Below are 24,959 nucleotides of genomic sequence, written 5' to 3'. Positions count from 1 at the left end.
GGAGAAAGCAGCACGCGATCGATCCGGTGACCTGGCGCTTCGGTGGTAGGGCTAACCCTACGTCTGCAGGTAGGCCAGCACGGCCAGCACCCGGCGGTGCTGCTCGGTGTCGGGGGCGAGGTCGAGCTTGGTGAAGATGTTGCGGACGTGCTTCTCCACCGCGCCCTCGGTCACCACGATCTTGCGGGCGATCGCGGTGTTGGAGCGGCCCTCCGCCATCAGGCCGAGCACCTCGCGCTCGCGCGGGGTGAGGTTGCGCAGCGGGTCGTCGCGGCGGCGCCGGACCAGCAGCTGGCCGACGACCTCGGGGTCGAGCACGGTGCCGCCGGCCGACACCCGGCGCAGCGCGTCCATGAACTCGGCGATCTCCGCGACCCGGTCCTTGAGCAGATAGCCGACCGCACCCAGGCGGTCGGCGAGCAGGTCGTCGGCGTACTCGACCTCGACGTACTGGGAGAGCACCAGCACCGGGCTGCCCGGCACCTTGCCCCTGGCCTCGACGGCGGCGCGCAGCCCCTCGTCGGTGTGCGTCGGCGGCATCCGTACGTCCACGATGGACACGTCCGGGCGATAGGTGGTGATCGCCTCGACGAGCGACGGCCCGTCGCCGACGGCCGCGACGACGGTGCAGTCGTTCTCCTCAACCAGCCGGATCAGACCCTCGCGCAACAGCACGGCGTCGTCGGCTATCACCACCCGCATGCCGCCGAGCGTAGCGGTCAGGCCCGTACTAGAACGGAAGCGCCACCGTGAGGGTCGTCCCGGCGCCGGCGGGGCTCTCCACGCTCATCACGCCGCCGGCCGCCTGCACCCGGTCGGACAGGCCCGCCAGGCCGTGCCCCTTGGCCAGGCTCGCGCCGCCGATGCCGTCGTCGCCGACGACGATCAGCAGGCCCGTCGAGGCCGCCTCGACGCTGACCCGCGCCTCGGTGGCGTGGCTGTGCTTGGCGACGTTGGTGAGCGCCTCGGCCACCACGAAGTACGCGGTCGACTCGACGGCCGGGTCGAGCCGCGAGAGCGGCGCGGCGTCCAGGTCGACCGGGACCGTGCACCGGCCGGCCAGCGCGGTCAGCGCCGCCTGCAGTCCCCGGTCCACCAGGATCGGCGGCGCGATGCCCCGGGACAGCGCCCGCAGCTCGTCCAGGGTCTCCCGGGTCTGGCTCAGCGCCTCGGCGACGGTGGCCCGGGCCGCCTCCGGGTCGGTGGCGAACTGCTGCTCGGCGCGGCCCAGGTCCATGGCGAGCCGCACCAGCCGCTGCTGCGGGCCGTCGTGGATGTCCCGCTCGAGGCGGCGCAGCGCGGTCGCCTCGGCGGACACCGCCGCGGTCTTCTGCGCCTGCGCGATGTCCCGCGCCGCCTGCGCCTCGGCGACCTGTTCACGCAGGTCGTTGACGCCGCAGAGCAGGCCCCGGGCGAAGTACGCCTCGAGCAGCGCCGCGCCGCGGACCACCGGGTACAGCGTGCCGGCGAAGAAGAAGCCGACCGCCATGTGGAAGATGACCCGGGTCGAGTACGCGTCGCCGAGGCCGAGCAGCATCGGCAGGTCCTGGTCGTCGGGGCCGCGCGGGATCGACCAGTCCCAGAGCGGGAAGGTGAGGCCGGCGAGCGCGCCGACCCACCAGGTGAGCGCGAAGCTGAACGCGATCGTGCTGGGAATGAAGCGGAAGATGCCGTGCACCAGGTCGAGCCAGGACTGGCCGTCGCCGAGCGGGGTGAGGATCCGGCGCGGCAGACCCGCGCCCTCGGGTGCCCGCTTGTACGGCACGGGCTGCACCGGGCGGCCGAAGACCGCGCCCAGTCGGGCCCGCTCGAGGATGGCGAAGCCGCGCGCCATCATGAACGTGGCCAGCAGCACCGGCAGACCGATCCAGATGATCAACGTGCCGATGCCCAGGGAGAAGCCGGTCGTGAAGAGCACGATCGTGATCAGGCCGAGCGGGAAGCCGATCAGGATGTACAGGGTGTCCAGCCCGAGCTGGCGGAAGAGGCGCTGGGCCAGGCTGGGGGCCAGCTCTCCCGGGGCGGGTGCGGTAATCATGCCATTGACGTTAGGCATCGGCGGCCTCCCAACCGATCCCGCTGCCCGCCCATTCGACAGTAGGGTTAACCCGACCCTACTCAACCGGCTACCTCAGTCGCCGCCCCCCGCGGCGATGAGTGCGGCGAGGTCCGTGGTCTTCTGGGGCGTCCAGCCGTCCGGCTGCGCGATGTCCGCCCAGGCGGCGACCGGCTCGGCGCCGTAGCTGTGGCCGTGCCCGGCCGGCACCCCGGTCGAGAACGCCATGTCCGCGGTCACCTGCCAGAACGTCACCATCGGGTACCACCGGATGTCGGGTGACACGTCGGCGCCGCGCGGCTCCTCCAGCCAGTCGGGGCGGCTCACCATCAGCCGCGGGCCCCACCACACGATCGGATCCGAGGGGTGCTGCAGGTACACGACCCGCGGTGACGCCCACGTCGGCGTGGGCCGGTCCAGGTCGGTGGCCGGGTCGCGGGCGAAGCGGATCGTGGCGCCGCTCTCGTAGGTGGGCAGGATCTCCGTCGTGCCCGGGTCGCGGTCGGCGACGAACTCGCGCCACAGCTCGTTGCGGTTCGGGGGGCCGACCAGCAGCATCCCGTCCACCCGGTTGCGGATGTCGTCGGCGCCGCTGAACGCCGACTCCGCGCCGAACGAGCCGAGGCTCTCGCCGAACAGCAGCAGCTTCGGCCGCTGACTCAGCGGCAGCTTCGACCAGGCGCCGTACACCGCGTTGAACAGGTCCCGGCCGGCCTGCCGGGCGCGTTCCTTGTCGACCAGGAACGACAGCCAGCTGGGCAGGTAGGAGTACTGCAGGGCGACCATCGCCGTGTCGCCGTTGTACATGTACTCCAGCGGGTCGACGCCGCCCGAGTCGACCCAGCCCGTGCCGGTCGTGGTGATCACGAGGAGCACCTCGCGGTCGAACGCGCCGGTGCGCTGCAACTCCTCGACCGCGAGCGCGGCCCGCTCCCGCGAGGTTTCCGCGGAGTCCAGGCCGGCGTACACCCGAATCGGCTGCTCGACGCGGGGGCCGCCGAAGCCGCTCAGCTGGTCCGTGGTGGGCCCGCCGGAGACGAAGTTGCGGCCCTGCTTGCCCAGCGAGGCCCAGGACACCAGCGAGCCGGGGCCGCCGGAGCGCAGCGGATCGGTCGGCTGGGCGGCGTCGGGCTCGGTCTCGTCGTTGATCGCCTTGAAGGCGTTGTCGGTGACGGCGAAGAACCCGTCGAGCACCACCCCGTTGAGCACGCCGAGCGCGAGCAGGATCACCGCGAATCCGGCGATCACCCGGGCGGTCGACGCCGGAATCACCCGCCCGAGCAGCCGGCCGGTGGCGCGGGCCAGGTGGCGCAGCATCCGCATCAGGCCGATCAGCCCGGCGCCGAGCAGCAGGGCCACCGGCAGGACGACGAGGTAGCGCGGCCGCGCCGGCGCGTCGACGCCCATCAGCTCGTGAATCTCCCGCTGCCAGGCGGCGTCGAGATACAGGAAGACCAGCACGGCGACCGCGGAGACGGCGGCCAGGATCCGCCAGGCCATCCGGCCGGGCCGGGGCATCGGGCGGTTGACGAGCTTGCTGGTCAGCCACACCGCCAGCACGCCGAACCCGTAGCCGATGGCCGCGCAGATGCCGCCGATCACGGCCTGCAGTCCGGGCCCGCGCGGCAGCAGCGACGGGGTCAGCGACAGGCAGAAGAAGATCACCGCGCCGAGCACGCCGACGAAGCCGTAGTGCCAGCGGTGCAGCAGCCGCCACCACAGGCCGCGTCGCGGCTCCGGCGGCTGCTCCGGCTCCGGTGGTGCCTGTGTCCGCGAGGTCGTGGTCGTCATCTCCGGTACGTCCTCTCCATCGCTCACCACCGGTGTCACACCGCCAGGCCGGCGGCGACCAGGACGCCGAGGCCGTTTACCGCCCAGTGCAGGCCGATCGGGGCCAGCAGGCTGCCGCTGCGCCGGCGCAGCTCGCAGAAGAGCAGCCCGGCCGTGCCGGTGAACAGCACGGCGCCGGTGACGGCCAGGACCTGCCCGGCCGCGCCCGAGCCGACCAGCTTGGTGACGGCCGGGTTGACCTGGTTGAGGCGCAGCGACGGCAGCACGTGCCAGAACCCGAAGAACAGGGACGACACCAGCGTCGCCGGGGTGGTGCCCCAGTCCCTGCGCAGCAGCCCCCACAGCACCCCGCGGAAGGCGACCTCCTCGAAGAGGATCGTGCCGAGCGGGATCACCACGAACGCGGTCAGTAGCGCCGTACCCATATCCGAGCGGTACCGCTCGTCGAGGAACGCGGTCCGGGTCGCGGGCAGCGCGGCCGCGACCAGGTAGACGACGGCCACCGCCGCGATGCAGACCAGCGCGTACGCCGCGCCGCGCCGCCAGGTCCGGCGGCCCAGGCCGACGTCGTCCGCGTCGAGCCCGGCCCAGCGGGCCAGGAGCAGCAGCAGCCCGGCGCCGAGCGGCCCGGCGACGAGCATGCTCCCGGGCGGCCCGAAGTGCCCGGCGATGGCGACCGCCATCATGAGCCCGACCGTCAGGACCAGGGCCCGCGACGATGGCGCCCAGCGGATCCACGGCTCGGCTGTCACGTGTCGATCATCACCGGGTGGGCGCCTCGGTCGCCTCACCCGCGGCGGATGGATCGAGTAAGCTTCATACCGCAAGCTTCCCAAAACAGGGAAGGATAGGGAGTGATGAGGAGCGAGCTCTACTCGATAGAGCAGGTGGCGGAGCTGCTGGGGCTGCACGTCCGGACGGTTCGCAACTACGTCCGCGACGGCCGGCTCAAGGCCGTAAAGATCGGCAAGCAGTACCGGATCAGCCGGGCCGATCTGGCGGCTCTGACCGGCGAGCCGGCCGCCGCCGCGCCCGGCCGGCGGCACGTCGAGGTGTCCAGCATCGTGCAGATCGACGGGATCGGCGCGGCCGCGGCGAGCCGGCTCAGCACCCTGCTGACCGCCGGCGCCCAGGCGCCCCGGCCCTCCGCCGAGCCGCTGCGGATCCAGACGATCCACGACGAGGGCCACTCCCGGATGAAGGTCGTGATCCTGGGCGGCCCCGCGGAGACCGCCGACATCGTGCGGCTGATCGATGACCTGCTCGGCCCGGAGAACGGCCTGCTCGACAAGGAGGACGACGATGAGTGACCAGGTGCTTCAGCGCAACGGCGTGCCGGTGCTGGTCTGCGCCGCGGACGGTCCGATGCTCACCGGGGTACAGGACGCCCTCGACCTCATCGGCGCGGCGTTCACCCACTCCGACGTGGTCGCCCTGCCGGCGTCGCGGCTCGGCGACGACTTCTTCGAGCTCCGCACCGGGCTGGCCGGCGAGGTCATGCAGAAGTTCGTGAACTACCAGATCCGGCTGGCGATCGTCGGCGACATCTCCGCGCGGGTGGCGGCCAGCGCGTCGCTGCGCTCCCTGGTGCTCGAGTCGAACCGGGGCCGGCACGTCTGGTTCGTGCCCGACCTGCCCGCCCTCGACGCCTACCTCGGTTAGTACAACTCGAAGATCGTCACTGGGCCGCTGGTGTAGCGGGGTCGCGCCAGCGTGCTCAGCGCGGGCGCGACCGTGCCCGCCCGGGCGTCGGCGAAGAGCCACCGCACGCCGTACTCCCGGCGCAGCAGGTCCAGGTCGGCCGGGTCCGCGTCGGTGAACACCCGCTGGCTCAGGGCGTACTTCAGCGGGTCCGGCGGCGGCTGGAGCATGTACGTCCGGCCGCCGACGCCGTTGGCCGCGACCGCCGCGTCCGAGTAGCCCCAGCTTTCCACGAGCGTGCGGCGCCCGCCGAGCCCGGCGACCCAGAACGCCCGGGCGTCGCACGGCCGGATCTGCCGGATCGCCACGCAGTGCACGTTCGTCGCCACCACGTCGTCGTTCCCGGCGTGCGCGTCCAGCCACACTGCCGCCCGCATCTCCTCCTGGGTGATCAGGCGCGACGTCAGCGGCTGTACGCGTTCGGTGTCGTGCGACAACGCCTCGATGGGCCGCGCCAGCCCGGCCGCCAGGCTCGCGCCCAGCACGGCGGCGATGCCGGCCGTCACCAGAGCCTGGAGCCGTCGGCGCAGCGCCAGCACCGGGATCGCGGCCGCCAGCACCAGGCCGAGCGTCCGCAGCACCGGCACGGCGAGCACCCAGGCCCAGTCGCCCAGCGCGTCGCGCGCCGGCGCGGCCACCGCCGGCGCGAAGAGCGCCCAGAGCGCGCCCGCCACCAGCCCACACAGCGGCACCCACCAGCGGCCGATCCGCTCGGCGAGCATCCAGACCGTCAACAGCACCCCGAACGGCGCGGCGCAGAGGAAGAAGTAGAGCTGGCTGCCCGAGGGGTGCCAGAGCGTCCAGGCCGCGCCGGTCCCGGCGACCACCATCCCGCCGAGCAGCCAGGCCGCGGGCTCCGAGCGCCGCCGCAGGGACAGCACGCCGAGCAGCCGCGGCGACTGGGCGAGCAGCCACCAGCCGACGAGCCAGGCGATGAACCAGCCGCCGGCCACCCCGGCGCCCTGCACGCCGGGCGCGATCAGCCCGTCCGGCGCGACGCCATCGGCGGCGCCCAGCGTCCGGTCGTACGGCAGCAGCCAGCGCAGCACGCTCAGCGGCTGCACGGCCAGCGCTCCCGCTCCCCCGCCGGCGAAGAGCCGGGCGCCGAGCAGCATCGCGGCGACCAGCACGGCCAGTAGCCCGGCCGCCGCGCGCGGGAACCGCGGGCCGCGCCACCAGACGACCAGGCCGGCCAGCGCCAGGCCGGCGACCAGCGGCGGCAGCGCGCTGGACTTGGCGCCCGCGCAGGCGAGCGCCAGCGGGGGCGCGAGGAGCCAGGCCGGGCCGAGGCTCCGCCCGCGCAGCAGGTCGATCGCGATCGCCACGAGCAGGCCGAGCAGCGGCATCGCGTACGTCTGCGACGGGCTGACGAATGAGAGCGCGCCGCCGCCGGCCGCCTCGATCGGCGCGCCGAAGCCGAGCGGGAGGCCCAGCAGGGCGACGCCGCCCGCGAGCGGCCCGGCCCACCACCGGCCGCTGACCTCGCGGCCGAGCGCCGCGAGGACGAGCACCGCGATCGCGCCGACCGGCACCATCCAGAGCCGCAGCAGGACGGTCGCCGGTGGAATGCCGGTGATCATGGAGGCTGCGGCCATATCGGCGTCGGACAGGTAGTGGTAGCGCAGGGCGTCGCCGGCGAGCTGCGGCACCTCGAACGGCATCGAGCGGGTCATCTCGTGCACCAGCGCGAGGTGGTACATGAGGTCCTGGTAGTAGAGCGTGTCGGCGGGCGGCAGCGGAGCGGTGGTCCAGGCGGCCGCGCCCCAGGCGACGACGCCGAGCAGGACTCCGCACACCGACCACGACCAGCGCAGCGGCAACGGCGCGGGGTCGGCGGTCCGCCAGTGCCGGCGCAGCCCGGGCACGGCGACGAAGGCCGCCGACACGAGCAGCGGCCAGCAGATCAGCAGCGCCTGCAGGCCGGTGGCGGCGGCCAGCGCCCAGCCGGCCAGCTGCACGAGCAGGCCGGTCGCGGCGCCGTAGCCGAGGTCCTCGGGCAGGTTGCCGCGGCTGCCCCGGACCGCGCGGTGCACCAGCGTGCCGGGCAGCACCACGCCGGCGAGCAGATAGAGGCCGTACAGCGCGATGTCCCCGGCCGGCACGTCCGCCCGGTGCAGCGCGCCCGCCAGCGCCGCGGCGACGAGCACCCACGGTACGGCCGCGAGCAGCGGGCGCCGGGCACGGCGGTACCGGGCGGCCGGTGCGTCGGCCGCCCGGGTGAGCAGCAGCGTCACGGCAGCGCTGCGGCCCGCTGCTGCGGGATCTCGACGGCCCGGGTGTCGCCGGCCCGCGCCTCGTCCACCCGGGCGTCGCCGGCGGCCGAGTCGAATCCGATGTGGAAACTCGGCCGGTCCTGCACGGTCCGGTAGATCCGGGACACGTACTCGCCGAGCAGGCCGAGGCAGATCAGCTGCACGGCGGAGAGCAGCAGCACGGCCAGGAACAGCGAGGTCCAGCCCGGAATGACGGTGCCGTTGGCCCAGACGGCGACGCCGAAGACCATCAGCGCGAGGCAGGCGACGAAGGCGAGCCCGCCGAGCCAGGTGGCGATCCGCAGCGGGGCGGCGGAGAAGTTCGCGGTGCTGTCCCAGGCCAGGGCGACCATCCTGCGCAGCGGGTACTTGGTCTCGCCGGCCGCGCGGCGCTCCCGGGCGTAGGCGACCTCCGCCGAGGCGAAGCCGAGCGACGGGACCAGCAGCCGGTACACGGGCGCCCGCTCGGGCAGCTTCCTGAGCACCTCGACGACGTCGCGGCTGAGCATCCGGAAGTCGCCGGCCTGCGCGGGCACGTCGCCGCCGACCAGCCGGCGCATGAGCCGGTAGTACGCGCCGGCCGTGTGCCGCTTGAACACGCTGTCGGTGCTGCGGTCGGCGCGGACGCCGTAGACCACGTCGATGCCCTGCTCCCGGGCCACCCGCAGCATCTCGGCGATGGCCTCCGGCGGATCCTGCAGGTCGGCGTCGATGCTGACCACCCAGTCGCCCCGGGCCCGCTGCAGGCCGGCGGTGAGCGCCGCCTGGTGCCCGCTGTTGCGGCGCAGCCTGATCAGGCGCAGCTCGGGCCAGGTGCGGCCGTGCTCGAAGAGCAGGCCGGCGGTGCGGTCGGCGCTGCCGTCGTCGACGGCCACCACCTCGTAGGCGACGTCGAGGCCGTCGAGCACCGGCCGGAGCCGGTCGACCAGCGCGGGTATCACCGCCTCCTCGTCGTACATCGGCACGACCACCGACAGAACGGTGTTCTCCACGACAGCCCCTATGCGTCGAGCGTGGTCAGCCGCGTGAACTCCCGCGGAAGGTCGAAGCCGTCCCAGATCGCGCTGAAGGTGAGCGCGGATCCGAACGGCACTATCCGGTCGACGCCGCGGCCACCCAGCGCGACGGCGAACGCCCGCAGCTCGGCCGGCGTGAAGCCGAAGTGGCTGAACGTCTGGTCCTGCCGGTTCATCGCGGGCAGCAGGTCCTCGAGCGAGGCGACCGCCGCGAACGGGAACGCACCGGCGCCGATCCAGCGGCGCGGCGCGGCGTCGGTGCCGGACAGGGACATCGCGGTCACCTCGTTGCGCGGGAAGCTCATCGACGTGACCGCGCCGGCGGCGGCCAGCCCGTACGCGTTGATCCGCTTCTCGACCGCCATGGCCGCGTCGACGTTCCAGCCCCGCTGCGCGACGACCTCGCCGACCAGCGCGAGGAACTCCTCCGCGACGCCGTCCGGGTCGCCGCCGACCAGGAACACGGCGCGCGGCGAGGAGCAGGCGGCCTGGTCGAACCAGTACGAGTCGTTCGCGAAGCCCGCCGCCGCCGCCCGCCGCGCGGCCGGGTCCGCCGCCCGCCAGCCGGGCACCGACAGCGCGGCCCAGGAGGTCCGGTCGGGGAACGTCAGGTCGCGGGCCGACGGGCGCAACGGGTGCCGGCGGATCGCCCGCACGGCCTCGTCGCCGCCCCAGATCACCCGCAGGTCGCACCACTCGCTGAGCGCCGCGGTGGTCGCGTCGTCCCGGCCGTAGGTGACCATCCGCTGGGTGCGGCCGATCACCGGGTCGGCGTCCTCCAGTGTCGCGTTGAGCGTCTCCAGCACGGTCTCCGCGGCCCCGGCCGAGCGGGACGAGATGCGCACCACGTTGTGGTTTCCGGCCAGCGCGGACAGCGCCCACGAGTACACGAAGATGGTGTCCACATTGGCCGGCGGCAGGTGGAAGACGTTGCCGCGCGGGAAGACCAGCGCGTCCGGCCGCTCCAGCCGGGCCGCGGCCCGGGTCAGCTCGGCCGGCCGCAGGAAGTAGCCGAGCGAGCCGAGCTCGGGGTGGCGCCGGGCGACGGCGGGCGCGAGCAGCCGGCGCGCGAAGCGGGACAGGAAGTCGACGACCCGCGGGTCGCCGACCGTCAGCCGGTCCGGCGAGGGCGCCGTGAGCTCGCCGGGGTCTCCGAACCTAAATCTCACGCCGCCTCCCGGTAGGTGTCGGAGCAGCCGCGGGCCTCGGCGCGCGGCAGCCGGCCGAGCACACTGAAGCGCTTGCCGGGCCAGTCGCCGTCGTCGACGCCGTGCACGACGCCGAGGTCCTCGGTGAGCAGCACGTGGCCGGGGTACGAGGTGGGCAACGTGCTCACCACCTCGATCAGCCCGGGCTCGCCGACCGGCTGCTCCCGCCAGGTCCGCGGATCCCGGATGATCACGTCGGCGAAGTCCGGGCAGTAGAGCGAGCCGCCCGACGGCCCCTCCAGGAAGATCGTGCCGATCTGCTCGACCATGCCGTAGAAGTTGTGGCTGTGCACCAGGCCGGTGTCGCGGGCCAGCCGGCGGCGGAACTCCTCCGGGGAGACCGCCCGGTCGACCAGCTTCTTCCAGCCGCCCGAGTGGATCAGGATGCCGTTGCTCAGGTCGAGCCCGTTGTCGCGGGCGACCTCGTAGAGGTGCAGCCAGACCAGGTAGGTGAAGCCGAAGATGAGGAACGGCGCGTCGCCGTGCGCGTCCAGGAAGCTGCGCAGCGCCGCCAGGTCGGGCACGCCGTCGGCGTCCAGGGCCCAGGCGTGGTCGCGGCCGAAGGTGGCCATGCCGAGCACCCCCGCGCCGCGGGCACTGAACGAGCGCCGGTCGCGGAGCAGCGCCAGCGTGTCGACGAGCAGCATCGGCAGGCGCTTGGGTCCGAGCACCGCCTGCAGCGTCGCGCCGAGCTGGCGGGTCTGCGTCGCGGCCGCGGCCTTGTCCAGGTAGATGCGGCTGACGTCGCCGGTGGTGCCGCTCGAGGTCAGCACCTTGAAGACCTCGTCGTCGGCGATGCTCTTCAGCTCGAGGTTCTTGAAGAGCCGCACCGGTAGCCAGGGCAGGTCCGCGACCGCGTCGGCGCCGCGATAGCCCGAGGCGGCGAGGATGCGGTCGTAGGGAGCGCAGCGGGCCCGGTGGTGCTCGACCAGCTCGGAGAGCTCCTTGAGCAGCAGCGAATCCCGCTCCGGCTGTGAACGGGTGAAGGAGGTACTCATACCAGCGCCTCCAAGGACCGGTAGTCGATCTTGCCGGTGGGCAACAGCGGCAGGCTGGAGATCCCGCGCACGTCCAGGCCGGTGAAGTGGGTGTCGAGGAACCTCGCCAGCTCGCCGCGGACCGTGCGGGCCGCCTCGGCGTCGGCACCCTCGACGAACACGTGCAGCCGGTCGTCGCCCGCGACGGCCGCGACCGCCCCGTGCGCGGCCAGCGTCCGCTCGATGTCGTCGAGGTTGACCCGGACGCCGAAGACCTTGCCGATCCGCTTGAGCCGCCCGGTGAGGTACAGGAAGCCCTCGTCGTCGAGCCGGCCCAGGTCGCCGGTGCGCAGCACGCCGCACAGGTCGTCGCCGCGGGCCAGGTCGGCGGCGCTCTCCGCGTACCCCATCATGACGTTGGGTCCGGTGTAGACGACCTCGCCGTCCGCGATCGAGAAGGAGCCGCCGGGTATCGGCAGGCCGGCGGAGCCGAGCTTGCCGGCGAGCCGGTCGGGCGGCAGGACGGCCATCCGCGCGGTCGCCTCGGTCTGGCCGTACATGACGAAGAGCCGGCCGCCGACGGCGGCCATCCGCGCCGCGAAGTCCTCCACCAGCTCGACGCGCAGCCGGCCGCCGGCCTGGGTGAGGGTGCGCAGCGTCGGGTACTTAGCCGGGTCGAAGCGCAGCCGGCGCAGCATCTCGTACTGGTAGGGCACGGCGGCCAGGGTCGTGACGCCGTAGGTGCCGACGGCCGACCAGAACTCGCGCCGCATGATGCCGCCGCGCTCGAGGACCACTGTCGCGCCGCGCAGCAGGTGGCTGTTGAGCACCGACAGGCCGTAGGTGTAGAAGAGCGGCAACGTGGTCGGCGCGACGTCGGCGGAGGTGATGCCGAGGCTCTCCCCGATCGCCTCCGCGTTGGCCAGCACCGCCGCCCGGGAGAGCCGGACCAGCTTCGGGTTGCCCGTCGACCCGCTCGTGGCGAGCAGCAGCCCCAGGTCGGGGTGCGGTTCGACGGCGGGTTCGGCGCGGACCCACCAGCCGTCCAGCGCCGCATACCCGTCCGGCGGGGCGTCGGCCGCGCCGGTGACCAGCGCCGGCGCGAAGCGCTCGACGAGGGCGAGCAGGACGTCGCCCGCCAGGTCGGGGTCGAGCACCGCGATCGGGCGGCGGGCGGCGAACGCGCCGAGGTAGAGCGCGACCGAGTCGATGTCGGTCGGCGTCAGCGCGAAGACGACGCCGGGCGGCAGGCCCGCGAACCGGGCGGCCGCCGCGGCGACCAGCTCCGGGTCCAGGACCCGGCCGGTCGCCGCCTCGACCACGCGGGCCTGTGGATCGAGCAGGTTCACAGCGTGAGTCCCCCGTCGACCCCGAGCACTTGGCCGGTGACGAACCGGGCCTGGTCGGAGAGCAGAAAGTCGATCACGTCGGCCACCTCGTCGGCCTCGCCGAGGCGGCCGAGCGCGGTGTTCGCGATGCGCTGTTCGCGGCCGCGGTCGTCGAGCGTGCCGAGCATGTCGGTGGCGATGAAGCCGGGCGCGACGGCGTTGACCCGGATGCCGCGCGGCCCGAGCTCCTTGGCCGCGGAACGGGCCAGGCCGAGGATCGCGGCCTTGGACGCGGCGTAGATCGCCTGACCGGCCACGCCCTCGGTGCCGGTGATCGACGACACCAGCACGACCGCGGGGGATCTCCCGCGGCCGAGCAGCCGCACGGCACCCTGCAGGGTGTACGCCGCGCCGACCGCGTTGACCTCGAACAGCCGCCGCACGGTGGCGTCGTCGGTCAGGCCGAGCATGCCGGCCGCGTGGGTGCCGGCGTTGATCACCAGCGCGTCGAGGCGCCGGAAGTTCTCGAACGCGACCCGCATCAGCACCCGGCTGGTCTCCGGGTCCGCGATGTCGCCGTGCGCGGCGACCACCCGTACGCCGTACTTGGCGGCGAGCTCGGCCGCGGCGTCGCCGACGGCCTCGGCCCGGTGGCCGTGCACGACGAGATCGGTGCCCTGTTCGGCGAGCCGGCGGGCGACGGCCAGGCCGATACCGCGGGAGGCTCCCGTGACGAGAGCAACCCGTTCACTCATTGAAGTCCACCCCGTATTTACCGAGAATTCGCATTGCCTCGCCGAAGCTGGACATATTGATCACATCGTCGGTGTCGATCATTACCGAGAATTCATCTTCGATCGACGCGACCAGCGACATGTGCGCCAGCGAGTCCCACTTCTCATTGTCCTGGTAGTGCAGATCGTCCACAGGCGAGCCCGGCGGCAGATCCAGCGACGTCCGGAACGCTTCACGCAGTCTCTGCAGCTCAATCACTGATTTACTCCAAGGGCGGATGGGCGAAGGAACCCACCTTCCCTCAGCGGTCGCAACGCCGCGACAAATCGAAGCTGAACTCGGCGTGAATTGCGTCTGGCATCTGAATCAGCGCCTGGAAATGACTTCCCGCGCAGTTATGCTTCCGCCTCGAGTCAATGCCCGCGTCATCCCCGGGAGCAATTAATGAGTGTGTTGAGTGGATCGTCGATCCTGGTCACCGGTGCGACCGGTTCGTTCGGCAAGGCCTTCCTGGGTCACGCGCTGGCAAACCTGGACCCGCAGCGCATCGTCGTGTTCTCCCGCGACGAGCTGAAGCAGTACGAGGTCCGGCAGATGTTCGGCGACGACCCGCGGCTGCGCTTCTTCATCGGCGACATACGCGACCGCGAGCGCCTCGCGCGCGCCATGCACGGCGTCGACCACGTCGTGCACGCCGCCGCCCTCAAGCAGGTCGACACCGCCGAGTACAACCCGTCGGAGTACGTGGCGACGAACATCAACGGCTCGCAGAACGTCATCGACGCCGCGATCAACGCCGGCGTCCAGCGGGTCGTCGCGCTCTCCACCGACAAGGCGTCCAGCCCGATCAACCTGTACGGCGCCACCAAGCTGGTCGCCGACAAGCTGTTCATCGCGGGCAACCACTACGCCGCCACCCACCCGACCCGGTTCGCCGTCGTGCGCTACGGCAACGTGATGGGCAGCCGGGGCTCGGTCGTGCCGCTGTTCCGCCGACTGAACGCCGAGGGCCGCAGCCTGCCGATCACCGACAAGCGGATGACCCGCTTCTGGATCACCCTCGACGCGGCGGTGCGGTTCGTCGTCGACTCGTTCGACGTGATGCAGGGCGGCGAGCTGTTCGTGCCGCGCATCCCGAGCATGCGCATCCTCGACCTGGTCGAGGCCGTCGCGCCGGACGCGCCGACGCACGAGATGGGCATGCGGCCGGGCGAGAAGCTGCACGAGGAGATGATCGCCGCCGACGACAGCCGCCGCACGCTGCGCTTCCCGGACCGCTACGTGGTGCAGCCGGTCGTCGCGAGCTGGGGCTACCAGACGCCGCCGGGCGGCGAGCGGGTCGCGGACGGCTTCAACTACCGGTCGGACAACAACGACCTGTGGCTCGAGGTCGACGAGATGAGCGCCCTGCTCGAGGAGAAGTGATGCTGCCGTACGGGCGCCAGAGCGTCACCGACGCCGACGTCGAGGCGGTGGCGGCGGCCCTGCGCAGCGACTGGCTCACCACCGGGCCGCGGGTCGGCGACTTCGAGCGCGAGCTCGAGCACGTCGCCGGGGCACCCTGCGTCGCGGTCATCAACGGCACCGCCGCGCTGCACACGGCGTACGCGGCAGCGCGGATCGGGATCGGCGACGAGGTCGTCACCACGCCGATGACGTTCGTGGCGACCGCGTCGACCGCCGCCATGCTGGGCGCGACGGTGGTCTTCGCCGACGTCGAGGAGGACACCGCCAACCTGGACCCGGCGGCGGCCGAGGCCGCGGTGACGCCGCGGACCAGGGCCGTCACCGCGGTCGACTACGCCGGGCACCCGGCCGAGTACGACCAGCTGCGCAAGGTGGCCGACAACGCCGGCGCGGTGCTCATCGCCGACGCCGCGCACGCCATCGGGTCGACGTACCACGGGCGGCCGGTCGGCACCCTCGCCGACCTGACCACGTTCTCCTTCTTCCCGACGAAGAACCTGACCACCGGCGAGGGCGGCGCGGTCGCCGCCACCGAGCCCGGGCTGCTGGAGCGGGCGCGCGCCTTCCGGACCGTCGGCCTGGTCCGGGACCCGGCCCGGCTGCGCCACCCGGACGAGGGCGGCTGGCACCAGGAGGTGCCGGAGTTCGGCCTCAACTACCGGCTGCCGGACGTGCTCTGCGCGCTGGGCAGCTCCCAGCTGCGCCGGCTGGCCGCGTTCAAGGCCCGCCGGACGGCCCTCGCGGAGCGATACGACGCCCTGCTCGCGGGGGTGCCGGGCCTGCGGCTGCCGGTCCGGCGGGCGTGGGCCGACCCGATGCGCCACCTCTATCCGGTACGGATCGAGGACGGCCGCCGCCGCGAGGTCTACGACCGGATGCGCGCGGCCGGGATCGGCGTGCAGGTCAACTACGTGCCCGCGTACTGGCATCCGGTCTTCGAGGACCTCGGGTACGCCCGCGGCATGTGCCCGGTCGCCGAGCGCTTCTACGCCGAGCAGCTGTCGCTGCCGCTCTTCTTCGACCTCACCGACTCGGACCAGGACCGGGTCGTCGACACCCTGCGCACCATTCTGGAGAGCTGAACCTGTGCACCATGCCAACCACTTCTACGGCCACGCGCACGTCCTCGCCGGGTACTGCGGTCTCGACCCGGAACATCCGCCCCGGATCGACGGGTACGTGCAGCACGGCTGGAATGTGGTGGACGGGCTCGGCGCGGGCACGCCGTACGTGTCCGGGCGGCCGATCTTCGTCTGGTCGGAGCAGACCCGCCGGCGCGCCTGGTCGATGGGCCGCCGGTACGCGACCGTGATCGGCGCGCCCTGGCTGTACCTGCTCGCTACCCGGCCGGCTGAGCGGGGTGTGCCGCGCGCGGGCACGATCTGGTACCCGTTCCACGGCTGGGAGGGCCAGCACGTCGCCGGCGACCACCAGCGGCTGATCGACGAGATCCTGGAGACCGAGGACGGCCCGGTCACGTTCTGCCTGTACTGGCACGAGTTCAACAACAACCGGATCCGGCGCCGCTACGAGCGGGCCGGCCGGGTCGTCTGCCACGGCTACCGCGGGCTGCGCTGGCTCGACACCGACACCCGGTTCCTGCACAACCAGCTCGCGGAGCTGCGCGCACACCGCCGGGTGGCGTCGAACAGGCTCAGCAGCGCCGTCCTCTACGGCGCCGCCGTCGGCTGCGAGCCCGCCGTGTACGGCGACCCGATGCACCTCGACGGCGAGGTGCGATTGACCGCAGAGCGGATCCGCCGCCAGTGGCCGGAGCTGCACGGCCGGCACCCGGACCCGGCCGACGCCACCGCGTCCGCGCTGTCCGAGCTCGGCGCGGACGACCTGGCCTCGCCCGCCGAGCTGCGCGCCGTCCTCGGCTGGGCCGCCGCATGAACTACCAGCTCATCGGCGGCGAGATGGCCGACTTCACGGACCGGGAGCCGGTCGGCGGCGAGCTGGCGGCGTACCTGATCGGGCTGCTGCGGCCGCTCGGCGGCCGGATCCTGCTCGCCGGGCCGCACGCGCCCGCCCTGATCGGTGCGCTGACCGGGTTCGCCGAGGTCACCTGCCTGGTCCGGTCCCAGCCCGACGCCGCCGCCCTGGCCGACTGCGGCGCGACGGTGCTCTGCGGCAGCCTCGCCAAGCTCACCGGCGCCGAGCGGTACGACGCGGTGGTGGCGCTCGACGGCGTCGAGCGGCTGTGCTCGGTCGAGGGCCCGCAGTACGACTGGGCGGAGAGCGTACGGGCGCTGCACCGCGTCCTGCGCCCCGGCGGCGCGCTGCTGCTGGCGGTCGAGAACGAGCTCGGCGTGCACCGCCTCGTCGACCGGGCGACGGTCACGTTCGCGCACACCACCGACGCTTGGCGCCCCGAGGGCGAGTTCGGCGCGAAGCCCGGCAGCCCGGCGCGGCTGGAGGCGCGGCTGGCCGCGGAGGGCCTGACCGTCGGCTGGCTCGGCGCCGCCTGGCCGCTGCCGGCCGCGCCCACGTTCGCCGCGACCCCGGCGGCGCTGCGGGACGGACCGTCCGGTGCGCTCAGCGCGGCCGCCGCCGCGTCGGTCGCCGCGGCCTTCGCCGGCACGCCGGTGCTCAGCGACCCGAGGCGGCTCACCGCGGCGGCGATCCGGGCCGGTGTCGGCGCCGAGTTCGCACCCGGCTGGCTGGCCCTGGCATTCCGCGGCACCGAGCTCGGCGTGCTCGTCCCGCCGGTGCTGTCCGGCGGCGGGCCGGCCGCCGACCTGCCCGCCGGCCGGGTCCTCGAGGAGCTGCTCATCGGCGCGTGCCTGCGCCACGACCTGCCCGCGATCCGGCGGCTGCTGGCCGGCTGGGTCGCGAGCGAGCCGACGGCCGGATTCGACAACGTGCTCGTCGACGGCGACACCTACACCGTGCTCGACCCGGCCCGCGCCACCGGCGAGCCCGGCGGCGTGCTGCGCCGGTTCGCGCACACGCTGCTGGCCGGCGGCTACGCGCAGCCGTGGCCCGCCGCGGCCGACGTGCCGTCGCTGACCACGATCCTGCTGGCCGCGGCCGGTCTCGCCGGCACCGTGCCCGACGCCGACGACGCGCCGCCCGCACCGCACTCGCTGCGCGAGCACGAGGAACAGGTGCGACGGCTGGAGGAGCAGCTCGCCGACGCCGCCGCCCGCGTCGCCTACGTCGAGACGGAGCTGATCTACCGCGACGCCGAGCTGCGCCGCGCGCGCCTGCAGATCGACGCGTTCGCCGGCAAGGTCGGCTACCGCATCACCAAGCTCGGCGCCCGGGCCGCCCGCCGGGCCGTAAGGGCAGTACGCCGCACCTCACCCCTCTTCAAGGACTGAATCCCATGCGAACACTCGGCATCGTCCAGGCCCGGATGGGCTCCTCCCGGCTGCCCGGCAAGGTGCTGCGCCGGCTCGGCGGCCGTACCGTCCTGTGCCGGGTGGTCGCCGCCGCCCGCGACAGCGGCGTGCTCGACGACCTGGTCGTCGCCACCACCACCGAGGAGGTCGACGACCCGGTGGTCGCCGAGTGCGAGGCGATCGGCGTCGGCGTGCACCGCGGCCCGGTCGACGACGTGCTCGGCCGCTTCCTCGGCGTGCTCGACGCCGGCCCGGACGACTACGACGCGGTGCTGCGCTTCACCGCCGACTGCCCGCTGCTCGACCCCGAGCTGATCATGCTGGCCACCGGCGTCTTCGCCGCCACCCCGTCGCTCGACTACCTGAGCACCTCGATAGCGCGCACGCTGCCTCGCGGGCTCGACGTCGAGATCGTCCGCACCGAGGTGCTGCGCGAGATCGACAAGCTCGCCACCGAGCACCACCGCACGCACGTGACCTCGTACGTCTACTCGCACCCGGACGAGTACAACGTGCTCGGCCTGACGCTGCAGCCGGACCTGTCCCACCTGCGGCTCACCCTCGACACCGAGGACGACTGGCGGCTCATCGAGGCGATCGTCGCGCACTTCGGCGACCGCCCGGTGCCGGTGCGCACCCTGGCCGGCTGGCTCGCCGGCCGCCCCGAGCTGACAGTGCTCAACGCGCACGTACGCCAGAAGGAGCTCGCGCAGGCGTGACGATCACCGTGGGTATCCGCTGCGACGCCGGCCCGCGCACCGGCGCCGGCCACCTGGTGCGCTGCGTCGCGCTCGCCGAGGAGCTGACCGCGCGCGGCGCCGCCGTGCACTTCCTCAGCGACCTGGGCGGGCTGCCGTGGGCGGAACAGCAGCTGACCGCCCGGGGCCTGCCGTGGCATCCGGCGCCCTACGACACCGTCGGGCTGCTCGCGGCGGCCGAACGGCTCGGCCTGGACGCGCTGATCGTCGACTCGTACGAGCTGCCGCCGGAGCAGTCGCGCGCGGTCCGGGCGAGCGGGCGGGTCGTGGTCGCGATCGTCGACGGTGATCCGCGCGGCCAGGACGCGGACATCTATGTGGACCAGAACCTCGACGCCGAGCTCCAGCATCCACCGCTGTCACCCGGCGCGGTCCGGCTGGCGGGGCTCGACTACGCGCTGCTGCGGCGGGCGGTCCGCGATCTTCGCCCGGCCACCGCGCCGGCCGCCGGCTCCCCGCGTACCCCCGAGGTGGTTGCGTTCTTCGGCGCGACCGACGCCTACCGGGCGGCGCCGGTCGCGGCCCGGCTGCTGATCCGGACCGGCGCCGCCTGCGCGGCGACGATCGTCGCCGCCGACGACGGCCTGCGCCGCGAGCTGCTCGCGCTGGAGCCGGGGCCCGGGCAGCGGATCGAGGTGATCGCGCCGACTGACGACCTGCCCAAGCTGCTCGCCGGCGCCCACCTGGCGATCAGCGCCAGCGGCACCTCGACCTGGGAGCTGCTCTGCCTCGGCCTGCCCGCCGCCCTGCTCTGGGTCGTCGAAAACCAGATCATCGGGTACGGCCGAACGACGGCACGCGGCCTCGCGGCCGGCCTGGGGCACCTGCCGGCGCTGACCTCGTCGCCGATCGAGTCGGCCGCGGCCGTCGACACACTGCGCAAGCTCCTGGTAAGCCCGGCCGAGCGAGCGGCGCTGGCCGCGCGCGCCTGGGCAGCCGTCGACGGACGCGGCACCGCCCGGGTCGCGGACGCCCTCCTGCAGGGGCCTTAGGCAATTGCGTGGCGCCGTCCGCGATCACCACCGCAGGATGTCCCCATGCGCCCGACGTTCTCCGACCCACCGAAGCTCTCCCCCGGCGACCGGATCGCCGTCATGTCGCCCGCCTTCGCCGCGCCCGCGCTCTTCCCCGAGCTGCACGAGCAGTCCCTGCTCCGCCTGCGGCGGGACTTCCAGCTGGAGCCGGTCGAGTTCCCCAGCACCCGGCGGCATTCGTCGGCGCGGGAGCGCGCGGAGGACCTCATGGCCGCCTACGCCGACCCGTCGATCCGGGCCGTCCTCGCCACCATCGGCGGCGACGACCAGATCACCGTGCTGCGGCACCTCGACCCGAAGCCGTTCCTCGCCGATCCCAAGCCGTTCTTCGGCTTCTCCGACAACACCAACTTGCTGAACTGGCTCTGGTCACACGGCGTCGCCGGCTATCACGGCATGTCCACGATGATGCACATCGCCCGCGGCGCCGGCATACAGCCGATCGCCGCCGAGTCCCTGCGCGCCGCGCTCTTCACCGGCGGCGACGTCGAGATCCGCCCGGTCGAGCGGTTCAGCGACGAGGAGGTCCCGTGGACCGACCCGGCGTCGCTCACCCGGTCGGCCACGCCGTACGAGCACCCCGGGCGGGTGTGGCACCAGGCCGACCGTGTGGTCTCCGCGCCGACCTGGGGCGGCTGCCTCGAGATTCTGCACTGGACGCTGGCCGCCGGCCGCTGGGTCCGCCCGGTCGAGGACTACGCCGGGTGCGTGCTGCTGATGGAGACCTCCGAGGAGATGCCACCGGGCCAAGAGGTGTACCGAATGCTGCGCAACTTCGGCGAGCGCGGGCTGCTCGAGCAGTTCCCGGCGATCCTGGTCGGCACCGCCAAGGGCACCGTCTTCAACAACCCGAAGCCGATGGCGGAGCGGGTCGGCTACCGCGAGGAGCAGCGCGCCGCCGTGCTGCGGGCGCTGGCGGACTACAACCCCGGCGCGATGGTCGTCTTCGGGGTGGACTTCGGGCACACCGACCCGCAGTGGGTGCTGCCGTACGGCGGGCGGATCACGGTCGACGGCCCCGCGCGGCGGATCACCGCGCACTACTGAGGTCCGCTACTTGAGCGCCTCGACCTCGGCCGCGAAGAACGGGCCGGGGTCGAGCCCCATCGAGAGGAAGTTGCCCTCGATCTCCAGGCTGACGAAGCCGTGCAGCCGGCTCCACGCCGTGACCGCGTGCAGCGCCACCGCCGGGTCGACCCCGCCGGCCCAGGCGCGCAGCGCCTCGGCGAGCGGCGGCTCCGGCTCTCGCCCGGGACCGACGAAGGCGAACAGCACGTCGATCGCCTCCCGCGCCGCGGCGACCAGGCGCTCGTCGTGCGCGTTCCAGCCGGGCAGCGGCGCGCCGAAGAGCAGCCGGTAGCGGTGCGGGTTGGCGATCGCCCAGGCCCGGTACGCGCCCGCCAGGTCCGGCATCCGGCGCGGTGCGGCCGAGACCGCGCTGGTGAGATCGGCGTACGCGTCCAGGATGAGCTCGGTGAGCAGCTCGTCGCGGCCGGCGAAGTAGCGGTAGAGCGCGGGTCCGGAGACGCCCAGTTCCTTGGCGATCGCGTTGATGGACAGCGCCTGCGGGCCGCCCTCCGCGAGCTGCCGCAGCGCCGCGTCCTTGACCTCCTGGCGCATCTGCGCGCGGAACCGGTCTCTGATCCCCCCTGCCGTCATGCGGCAACGTTACAACCCTGGCGCTAGGTGAGAACCACTAACGGCGAGCGATCAGATCATGCCGGAGCGCAACGCGTACGCGACCGCGTGGGAACGATTGCGCAGCTTCAGCCGGTGGGTCACGCCGTAGATCACGTTCTTCACGGTGCGCTCGGAGTAGCTGAGCTCTCCCGCGATCTCGCTGGTGTCGAGGCCGTCCGCCATCAGCCGCAGCACGTCGATCTCGCGCGGCGTCAGGCCCGAGGTGTTCAGCCCGTGCGGGGTGAGCACGTCGCGCTGGAGGCGCTCGATGTGCTTGAGCAGCTCGCCGACCAGGTTCGGCGGCATGACGCCGCCGCCGGTCGCCGCGGCGAGCACGCTGTGCGCGAGGCGGTCGGCGGTCACGGCGTGCCGGGGCAGGATCGCGACCACCCGGCACTCGACGGCGGTGAGCAGCTCGGTCTCGGTGATCTCGTTGGTGATGAGCACTACCGGCGCGCCGACCTCGGCCGCGCAGCGGCGCAGCAGGGCGATGACCTCGGCGCTCAGCCGCTCGGCGCAGACGACCATGACCTTGGCCTGCGCGCGGTCGGCGGGGCGCAGCAGCGTCAGTTCCGGCCGCGACTGAAGGTAGCTGGCGAGGCCCGCCTGTACGAGCGGGTCCGACGCCTGCAGGGCCACTCGCACCTGTTCCACGGCTGCCTCCGGTTGTCGTTGCGGCCTCGTTGCGGCCGAACCAGTCTCCGTAAGCGATCTTCAGAAAATCTTCACGCCACCTTCAGCCGGGCGGCGGCAGCCGACCGGCGCTGCGCAGCGCCTCGATGTACTTCGGCAACTCGACGGCGGCCCGCTCGAGCCGGCCCGGCGTCAGCTGGTCGACGAAGACCGCGTCGACGACGTCCTGCCTCAGCTCGGCGGGCAGCTCGTCCAGGCGCTGTATCGGCAGCTGCTCCCAGATCCGTTTGATCCGGAGCCGGGACCGGACCAGGGCGAGGGTGCGTTCCAGCCCGGCCACCACCTCGTCGGCGCTGCCCGGGTCGAGCACCAGGCGGCCCTCGGCCGCCAGGGTCAGGAAGAGGTCACCGGCGAAGTCCCCGCTCATCGACCCCTCCTCCGCGCACCGGGCGAGCGCCCGGCACGGCTGCGAGTCCATCAGAGAGGCGGCGGGCGCGGAAGGGTGTGCGCGCGGCGATGCCCCGGGCTCCGGCGGACTCTGCCCGCGCGGGAATCTGTCCAGCGCCACGCACACGGGTGTCGATGCGGCGCTATGGTGGTTCGCGCGGCGCGACAGCACGCAGGCATCTGACGTTGGGGACGGCGATGGCGGCAGAGCACGAGGGCCTGGACCTCCGCCTGCTCGGTCCCGTACGCGCCTGGCGGGACGGGGCCGAACTCCCGCTGGGGCCGGCCCGGTGCACGGCCGTGTTCAGCGTGCTCGCCCTGCACGCCGACCAGGTGGTCTCCCGCGAGCAGCTGGTCGCCGCGGTCTGGGGCGACGATCCGCCGGCGAGCGCAACCGGCAATGTGTACACCTACGTCTCCGCGCTGCGCCGGGCGCTGGACCCCGACCGCGACCGCTGGGCCGCCGGGCGCATCCTCACCTCCGGCGCGGGCGGCTACCGCCTGCACGTGCCGGGTCCGGCCGTCGACGTGCACCGCTTCGAGGCGCTGCGCGAGCGGAGCCGCCGGCACCGCGCCGCCGGCGACCAGCGCGCCGAGCTGGCCGAGCTGGAGTCGGCCATGGCCCTGTGGCGGGGCGAGGCACTGACCGGCGTCCCCGGCCCGTACGCGGAGGCGCAGCGCCTGCGCCTCACCGAGCTGCGGCTGGCCACCGCGGAGCGGCGCGCCACGCTCCTGGTCGAGCTCGGCCGGCACGACGAGGCGATCAGCACGTTGCGGATGCTCGTGGCGGCGTACCCGTTGCAGGAGAACCTGCACGCCGTGTTGATGTCCGCCCTGCACGCGGGCGGCCGCCGGGCCGAGGCGCTCGAGGTCTACGACCGGCTGCGGGACCTGCTGCGGGACGAGACGGGCACCGAGCCCGGCGCGGCGCTGCGCGCCGTGCACGGCCGGGTGCTGGGCGGCGACCGCGGCGGCGCCGGACCGGCGCCGGCCGCCGTGTTCGTCGGCCGGACGGCCGAGCTGCGGCTGCTGCGCGACGCGGTCGCCGAGGCGGCCGCGGGCCGGGGCGGCTGCGTCTGGATCACGGGCCCGCCCGGCATGGGTAAGTCGGCCCTGCTGGCCGCGGCGCTGCGCGACGCGGCGCGGCCCGGCTGCCGGATCGGCTGGGCCGTCGGCGACGAGCTGGCCCGGCGGACGCCGCTGGGCGCGCTGCTCGAGTGCGTCGAGTCGGCGACGGCCGGCGGCGCGCTCGCCGGCCCCGAACCGGACATTGTGGACCGCGCCGTCGCGGCGGTCCGGCGTGCCGCCGCGGAGGGCCCGCTCGCCCTGGTCATCGACGACCTGGAGCTGGCGGACGACGCCACGCTGCGGGCCTGGACGGCGCTGCACGCGCTCACCGGCGAGCTGCCGCTGCTGCTCGTCGGCGCCGGCCGGCCGGCCGCGGGCGACCGGCGGCTGGACGAGCTGCGTTCCCTGCACCCGGGCGAGGTGGTGCTGCCGGGACTGGCACCGGCCGACGCGGCCGCGCTGGTCTGGCGGACGGCCGCCGGTCCGCCGCAGCCGCGGGTCCTGCGGCGGCTCCTCGCCGACGCCGGCGGCAACCCCTGCTACCTGCGGCATCTCGCGGCAACGGCCGGCGTGCGGCGCGAGCCCGGCGACCCGCCGCCCGCCGAGCTGGCGGCCGCGGTCACCGCACACCTCGCCCCGTTCGCGGAGGAGACCCGGCAGATCCTGCGGGCCGTCGCGTTCCTGGGCGCCGACTCGGGCCGTTACGTCGGGTGCACGGTGCCCGAGGTGGCCGCCGTGACCGGCCGGCCGGAGGACGAGATCCAGCGGGCGCTGGCGCCCGCCCGCGCCGCGGGCGTGCTCGGCGCCGGCCCTCGGCTGGTGTTCCGGCACCGGATCGTCGCCCGCGTCCTGCACGAGGGCACCCCGACGGCGCTGCGCCTCATGCTGCACCGCTCGTTCGCGGAGAGGGTCGCCGCCGCGGGCGGCGCGCCGGAACGGGTGGTCGCGCAGCTGCTGGCCGGGCCGGCCCCGCTGGGCACCTGGGCCGGCCGGTGGCTGGCCGGTAACGTCGAGCGGTTGTGGGCCCGCGCGCCGAAGCCGACGCTCGCGGTGTTGCAGCGGGCCCACGTGCAGTACACCCTGGACCACGACACCCGCATCGAGCTGACCGCGTGGCTGGCCCGGCTGCTGTTCCTCGAAGGGCGCGGCGCGGCGGCCGAGGCGGGCTGGGTGGCCGCCCGGGCCACCGACCCGGCCCTCGAGGCGGAGATGCGCTGGATCGTCGCCGTGACGCACGACCGCCGGGGCGACCACGCGGCCGCCGCCGACGTGGCCCGCCTCGTGCTCGGCGCCCGCCGGGCACCGGAGCCCTGGCTCGGGCGCTTCCGTACTCTGCTCACCCGGCTGGACCCCGGCCGGCCGGCCGCCCGCCGGACTGCCGGCGCCGACCCGATTTCCGTTATCGGCTGACGGCCGTACGGTCTCCACCTGCATGAAATCTCCGAACCGCGGAAACGGAGG

Annotated in this window: 24 protein-coding genes; 10 read left to right on the top strand and 14 right to left on the bottom strand. The window is 73.8% G+C overall.

The window, feature by feature from the left end:
- Nucleotides 1-57: 57 nt before the first annotated feature.
- The 4 genes from ACIBSW_RS26400 to ACIBSW_RS26385 all read right to left on the bottom strand — a co-directional run bounded on the left by ACIBSW_RS26400 (nucleotide 58) and on the right by ACIBSW_RS26385 (nucleotide 4,599).
- A complete protein-coding gene (locus ACIBSW_RS26400) occupies nucleotides 58-702 on the bottom strand; it encodes a response regulator transcription factor (RefSeq protein ID WP_354717949.1) in 645 nt (214 codons plus the stop codon).
- A gap of 28 nt (nucleotides 703-730) precedes the next feature.
- Entirely contained in the window at nucleotides 731-2,038 is a 1,308-nt protein-coding gene (locus ACIBSW_RS26395; protein ID WP_354717951.1) for a sensor histidine kinase, read from the bottom strand.
- A gap of 93 nt (nucleotides 2,039-2,131) precedes the next feature.
- Entirely contained in the window at nucleotides 2,132-3,847 is a 1,716-nt protein-coding gene (locus ACIBSW_RS26390) for an alpha/beta-hydrolase family protein (protein WP_354717953.1), read from the bottom strand.
- A gap of 35 nt (nucleotides 3,848-3,882) precedes the next feature.
- Nucleotides 3,883-4,599: a CPBP family intramembrane glutamic endopeptidase gene (locus ACIBSW_RS26385; RefSeq protein ID WP_354717955.1), complete on the bottom strand. Its 717-nt coding sequence runs from the start codon at nucleotides 4,597-4,599 to the stop codon at nucleotides 3,883-3,885.
- A 105-nt stretch (nucleotides 4,600-4,704) separates the two neighbouring features.
- Here ACIBSW_RS26385 and ACIBSW_RS26380 point away from each other — a divergent pair, with 105 nt between their 5' ends.
- Both ACIBSW_RS26380 and ACIBSW_RS26375 read left to right on the top strand, forming a co-directional pair.
- The gene (locus ACIBSW_RS26380; protein WP_354717957.1) at nucleotides 4,705-5,157 is read left to right on the top strand and encodes a helix-turn-helix domain-containing protein; all 453 of its coding nucleotides are present in this window, start codon (nucleotides 4,705-4,707) and stop codon (nucleotides 5,155-5,157) included.
- Nucleotides 5,150-5,509 (top strand): DUF4180 domain-containing protein, encoded by a 360-nt coding sequence (locus ACIBSW_RS26375; RefSeq protein WP_354717959.1) that lies wholly within the window; start codon nucleotides 5,150-5,152, stop codon nucleotides 5,507-5,509. Before ACIBSW_RS26380 ends, ACIBSW_RS26375 begins: the two co-directional genes overlap by 8 nt.
- On the opposite strand, the gene ACIBSW_RS26370 is transcribed toward ACIBSW_RS26375, so the two are convergent.
- From ACIBSW_RS26370 to ACIBSW_RS26340, 7 genes are read right to left on the bottom strand one after another with little or no spacing between them, the layout of a single operon-like run.
- Nucleotides 5,506-7,782: a hypothetical protein gene (locus ACIBSW_RS26370; RefSeq protein ID WP_354717960.1), complete on the bottom strand. Its 2,277-nt coding sequence runs from the start codon at nucleotides 7,780-7,782 to the stop codon at nucleotides 5,506-5,508. The two genes, ACIBSW_RS26375 and ACIBSW_RS26370, sit on opposite strands and share 4 nt — an antisense overlap.
- Nucleotides 7,779-8,792, bottom strand: a complete 1,014-nt coding sequence (locus ACIBSW_RS26365; protein ID WP_354717961.1) for a glycosyltransferase family 2 protein — start codon at nucleotides 8,790-8,792, stop codon at nucleotides 7,779-7,781. The genes ACIBSW_RS26370 and ACIBSW_RS26365 overlap by 4 nt, the downstream gene beginning before the upstream one ends.
- Nucleotides 8,793-8,800: 8 nt before the next feature.
- Nucleotides 8,801-9,985: an acyl-CoA reductase gene (locus tag ACIBSW_RS26360; RefSeq protein WP_354717963.1), complete on the bottom strand. Its 1,185-nt coding sequence runs from the start codon at nucleotides 9,983-9,985 to the stop codon at nucleotides 8,801-8,803.
- Nucleotides 9,982-11,022 carry an acyl-protein synthetase gene (locus tag ACIBSW_RS26355; protein WP_354717965.1) on the bottom strand — a complete coding sequence of 347 codons (1,041 nt, stop codon included), beginning with the start codon at nucleotides 11,020-11,022 and terminating at the stop codon, nucleotides 9,982-9,984. Before ACIBSW_RS26355 ends, ACIBSW_RS26360 begins: the two co-directional genes overlap by 4 nt.
- Entirely contained in the window at nucleotides 11,019-12,350 is a 1,332-nt protein-coding gene (locus ACIBSW_RS26350) for an AMP-binding protein (protein ID WP_354717967.1), read from the bottom strand. The genes ACIBSW_RS26355 and ACIBSW_RS26350 overlap by 4 nt, the downstream gene beginning before the upstream one ends.
- On the bottom strand, nucleotides 12,347-13,084 hold the full coding sequence (locus tag ACIBSW_RS26345; RefSeq protein ID WP_354717969.1) for an SDR family oxidoreductase: 738 nt from the start codon (nucleotides 13,082-13,084) through the stop codon (nucleotides 12,347-12,349). The genes ACIBSW_RS26350 and ACIBSW_RS26345 overlap by 4 nt, the downstream gene beginning before the upstream one ends.
- A complete protein-coding gene (locus tag ACIBSW_RS26340; protein ID WP_354717971.1) occupies nucleotides 13,077-13,322 on the bottom strand; it encodes an acyl carrier protein in 246 nt (81 codons plus the stop codon). The genes ACIBSW_RS26345 and ACIBSW_RS26340 overlap by 8 nt, the downstream gene beginning before the upstream one ends.
- A 192-nt stretch (nucleotides 13,323-13,514) precedes the next feature.
- On the opposite strand from ACIBSW_RS26340, the gene pseB reads away from it, so the two are divergent.
- The 7 genes from pseB to ACIBSW_RS26305 are packed head-to-tail and all read left to right on the top strand — an operon-like array spanning nucleotide 13,515 to nucleotide 20,717.
- Entirely contained in the window at nucleotides 13,515-14,489 is a 975-nt protein-coding gene (pseB, locus tag ACIBSW_RS26335) for a UDP-N-acetylglucosamine 4,6-dehydratase (inverting) (RefSeq protein WP_184999292.1), read from the top strand.
- Nucleotides 14,489-15,613 carry a DegT/DnrJ/EryC1/StrS family aminotransferase gene (locus ACIBSW_RS26330; protein ID WP_354717973.1) on the top strand — a complete coding sequence of 375 codons (1,125 nt, stop codon included), beginning with the start codon at nucleotides 14,489-14,491 and terminating at the stop codon, nucleotides 15,611-15,613. The genes pseB and ACIBSW_RS26330 overlap by 1 nt, the downstream gene beginning before the upstream one ends.
- A gap of 4 nt (nucleotides 15,614-15,617) precedes the next feature.
- Nucleotides 15,618-16,427 (top strand): hypothetical protein, encoded by an 810-nt coding sequence (locus tag ACIBSW_RS26325; RefSeq protein WP_354717974.1) that lies wholly within the window; start codon nucleotides 15,618-15,620, stop codon nucleotides 16,425-16,427.
- Complete coding sequence (locus tag ACIBSW_RS26320; RefSeq protein ID WP_354717976.1) at nucleotides 16,424-17,857, top strand: hypothetical protein; 1,434 nt, start codon at nucleotides 16,424-16,426, stop codon at nucleotides 17,855-17,857. Before ACIBSW_RS26325 ends, ACIBSW_RS26320 begins: the two co-directional genes overlap by 4 nt.
- A gap of 5 nt (nucleotides 17,858-17,862) precedes the next feature.
- Nucleotides 17,863-18,597 (top strand): cytidylyltransferase domain-containing protein, encoded by a 735-nt coding sequence (locus ACIBSW_RS26315; protein WP_354717978.1) that lies wholly within the window; start codon nucleotides 17,863-17,865, stop codon nucleotides 18,595-18,597.
- Nucleotides 18,598-18,599: 2 nt separating this feature from the next.
- Nucleotides 18,600-19,628 (top strand): PseG/SpsG family protein, encoded by a 1,029-nt coding sequence (locus tag ACIBSW_RS26310; protein WP_404799481.1) that lies wholly within the window; start codon nucleotides 18,600-18,602, stop codon nucleotides 19,626-19,628.
- Nucleotides 19,629-19,673: 45 nt separating this feature from the next.
- On the top strand, nucleotides 19,674-20,717 hold the full coding sequence (locus ACIBSW_RS26305; protein ID WP_354717982.1) for a S66 peptidase family protein: 1,044 nt from the start codon (nucleotides 19,674-19,676) through the stop codon (nucleotides 20,715-20,717).
- A gap of 6 nt (nucleotides 20,718-20,723) precedes the next feature.
- On the opposite strand, the gene ACIBSW_RS26300 is transcribed toward ACIBSW_RS26305, so the two are convergent.
- The 3 genes from ACIBSW_RS26300 to ACIBSW_RS26290 all read right to left on the bottom strand — a co-directional run bounded on the left by ACIBSW_RS26300 (nucleotide 20,724) and on the right by ACIBSW_RS26290 (nucleotide 22,410).
- On the bottom strand, nucleotides 20,724-21,329 hold the full coding sequence (locus tag ACIBSW_RS26300) for a TetR/AcrR family transcriptional regulator (protein WP_354717984.1): 606 nt from the start codon (nucleotides 21,327-21,329) through the stop codon (nucleotides 20,724-20,726).
- Nucleotides 21,330-21,380: 51 nt separating this feature from the next.
- The gene (locus tag ACIBSW_RS26295; RefSeq protein WP_354717986.1) at nucleotides 21,381-22,004 is read right to left on the bottom strand and encodes a response regulator transcription factor; all 624 of its coding nucleotides are present in this window, start codon (nucleotides 22,002-22,004) and stop codon (nucleotides 21,381-21,383) included.
- Nucleotides 22,005-22,086: 82 nt separating this feature from the next.
- Nucleotides 22,087-22,410 (bottom strand): hypothetical protein, encoded by a 324-nt coding sequence (locus ACIBSW_RS26290; RefSeq protein WP_354717988.1) that lies wholly within the window; start codon nucleotides 22,408-22,410, stop codon nucleotides 22,087-22,089.
- A gap of 218 nt (nucleotides 22,411-22,628) precedes the next feature.
- On the opposite strand from ACIBSW_RS26290, the gene ACIBSW_RS26285 reads away from it, so the two are divergent.
- A complete protein-coding gene (locus tag ACIBSW_RS26285) occupies nucleotides 22,629-24,908 on the top strand; it encodes a BTAD domain-containing putative transcriptional regulator (RefSeq protein ID WP_354717990.1) in 2,280 nt (759 codons plus the stop codon).
- The last annotated feature ends 51 nt before the right edge of the window (nucleotides 24,909-24,959 follow it).

Source organism: Actinoplanes sp. NPDC049668, assembly GCF_044465445.1.
Classification (GTDB): domain Bacteria; phylum Actinomycetota; class Actinomycetes; order Mycobacteriales; family Micromonosporaceae; genus Actinoplanes.
Note: the sequence above shows the minus strand (reverse complement) of the source record. Positions and strands in the feature narration are given on the sequence as shown.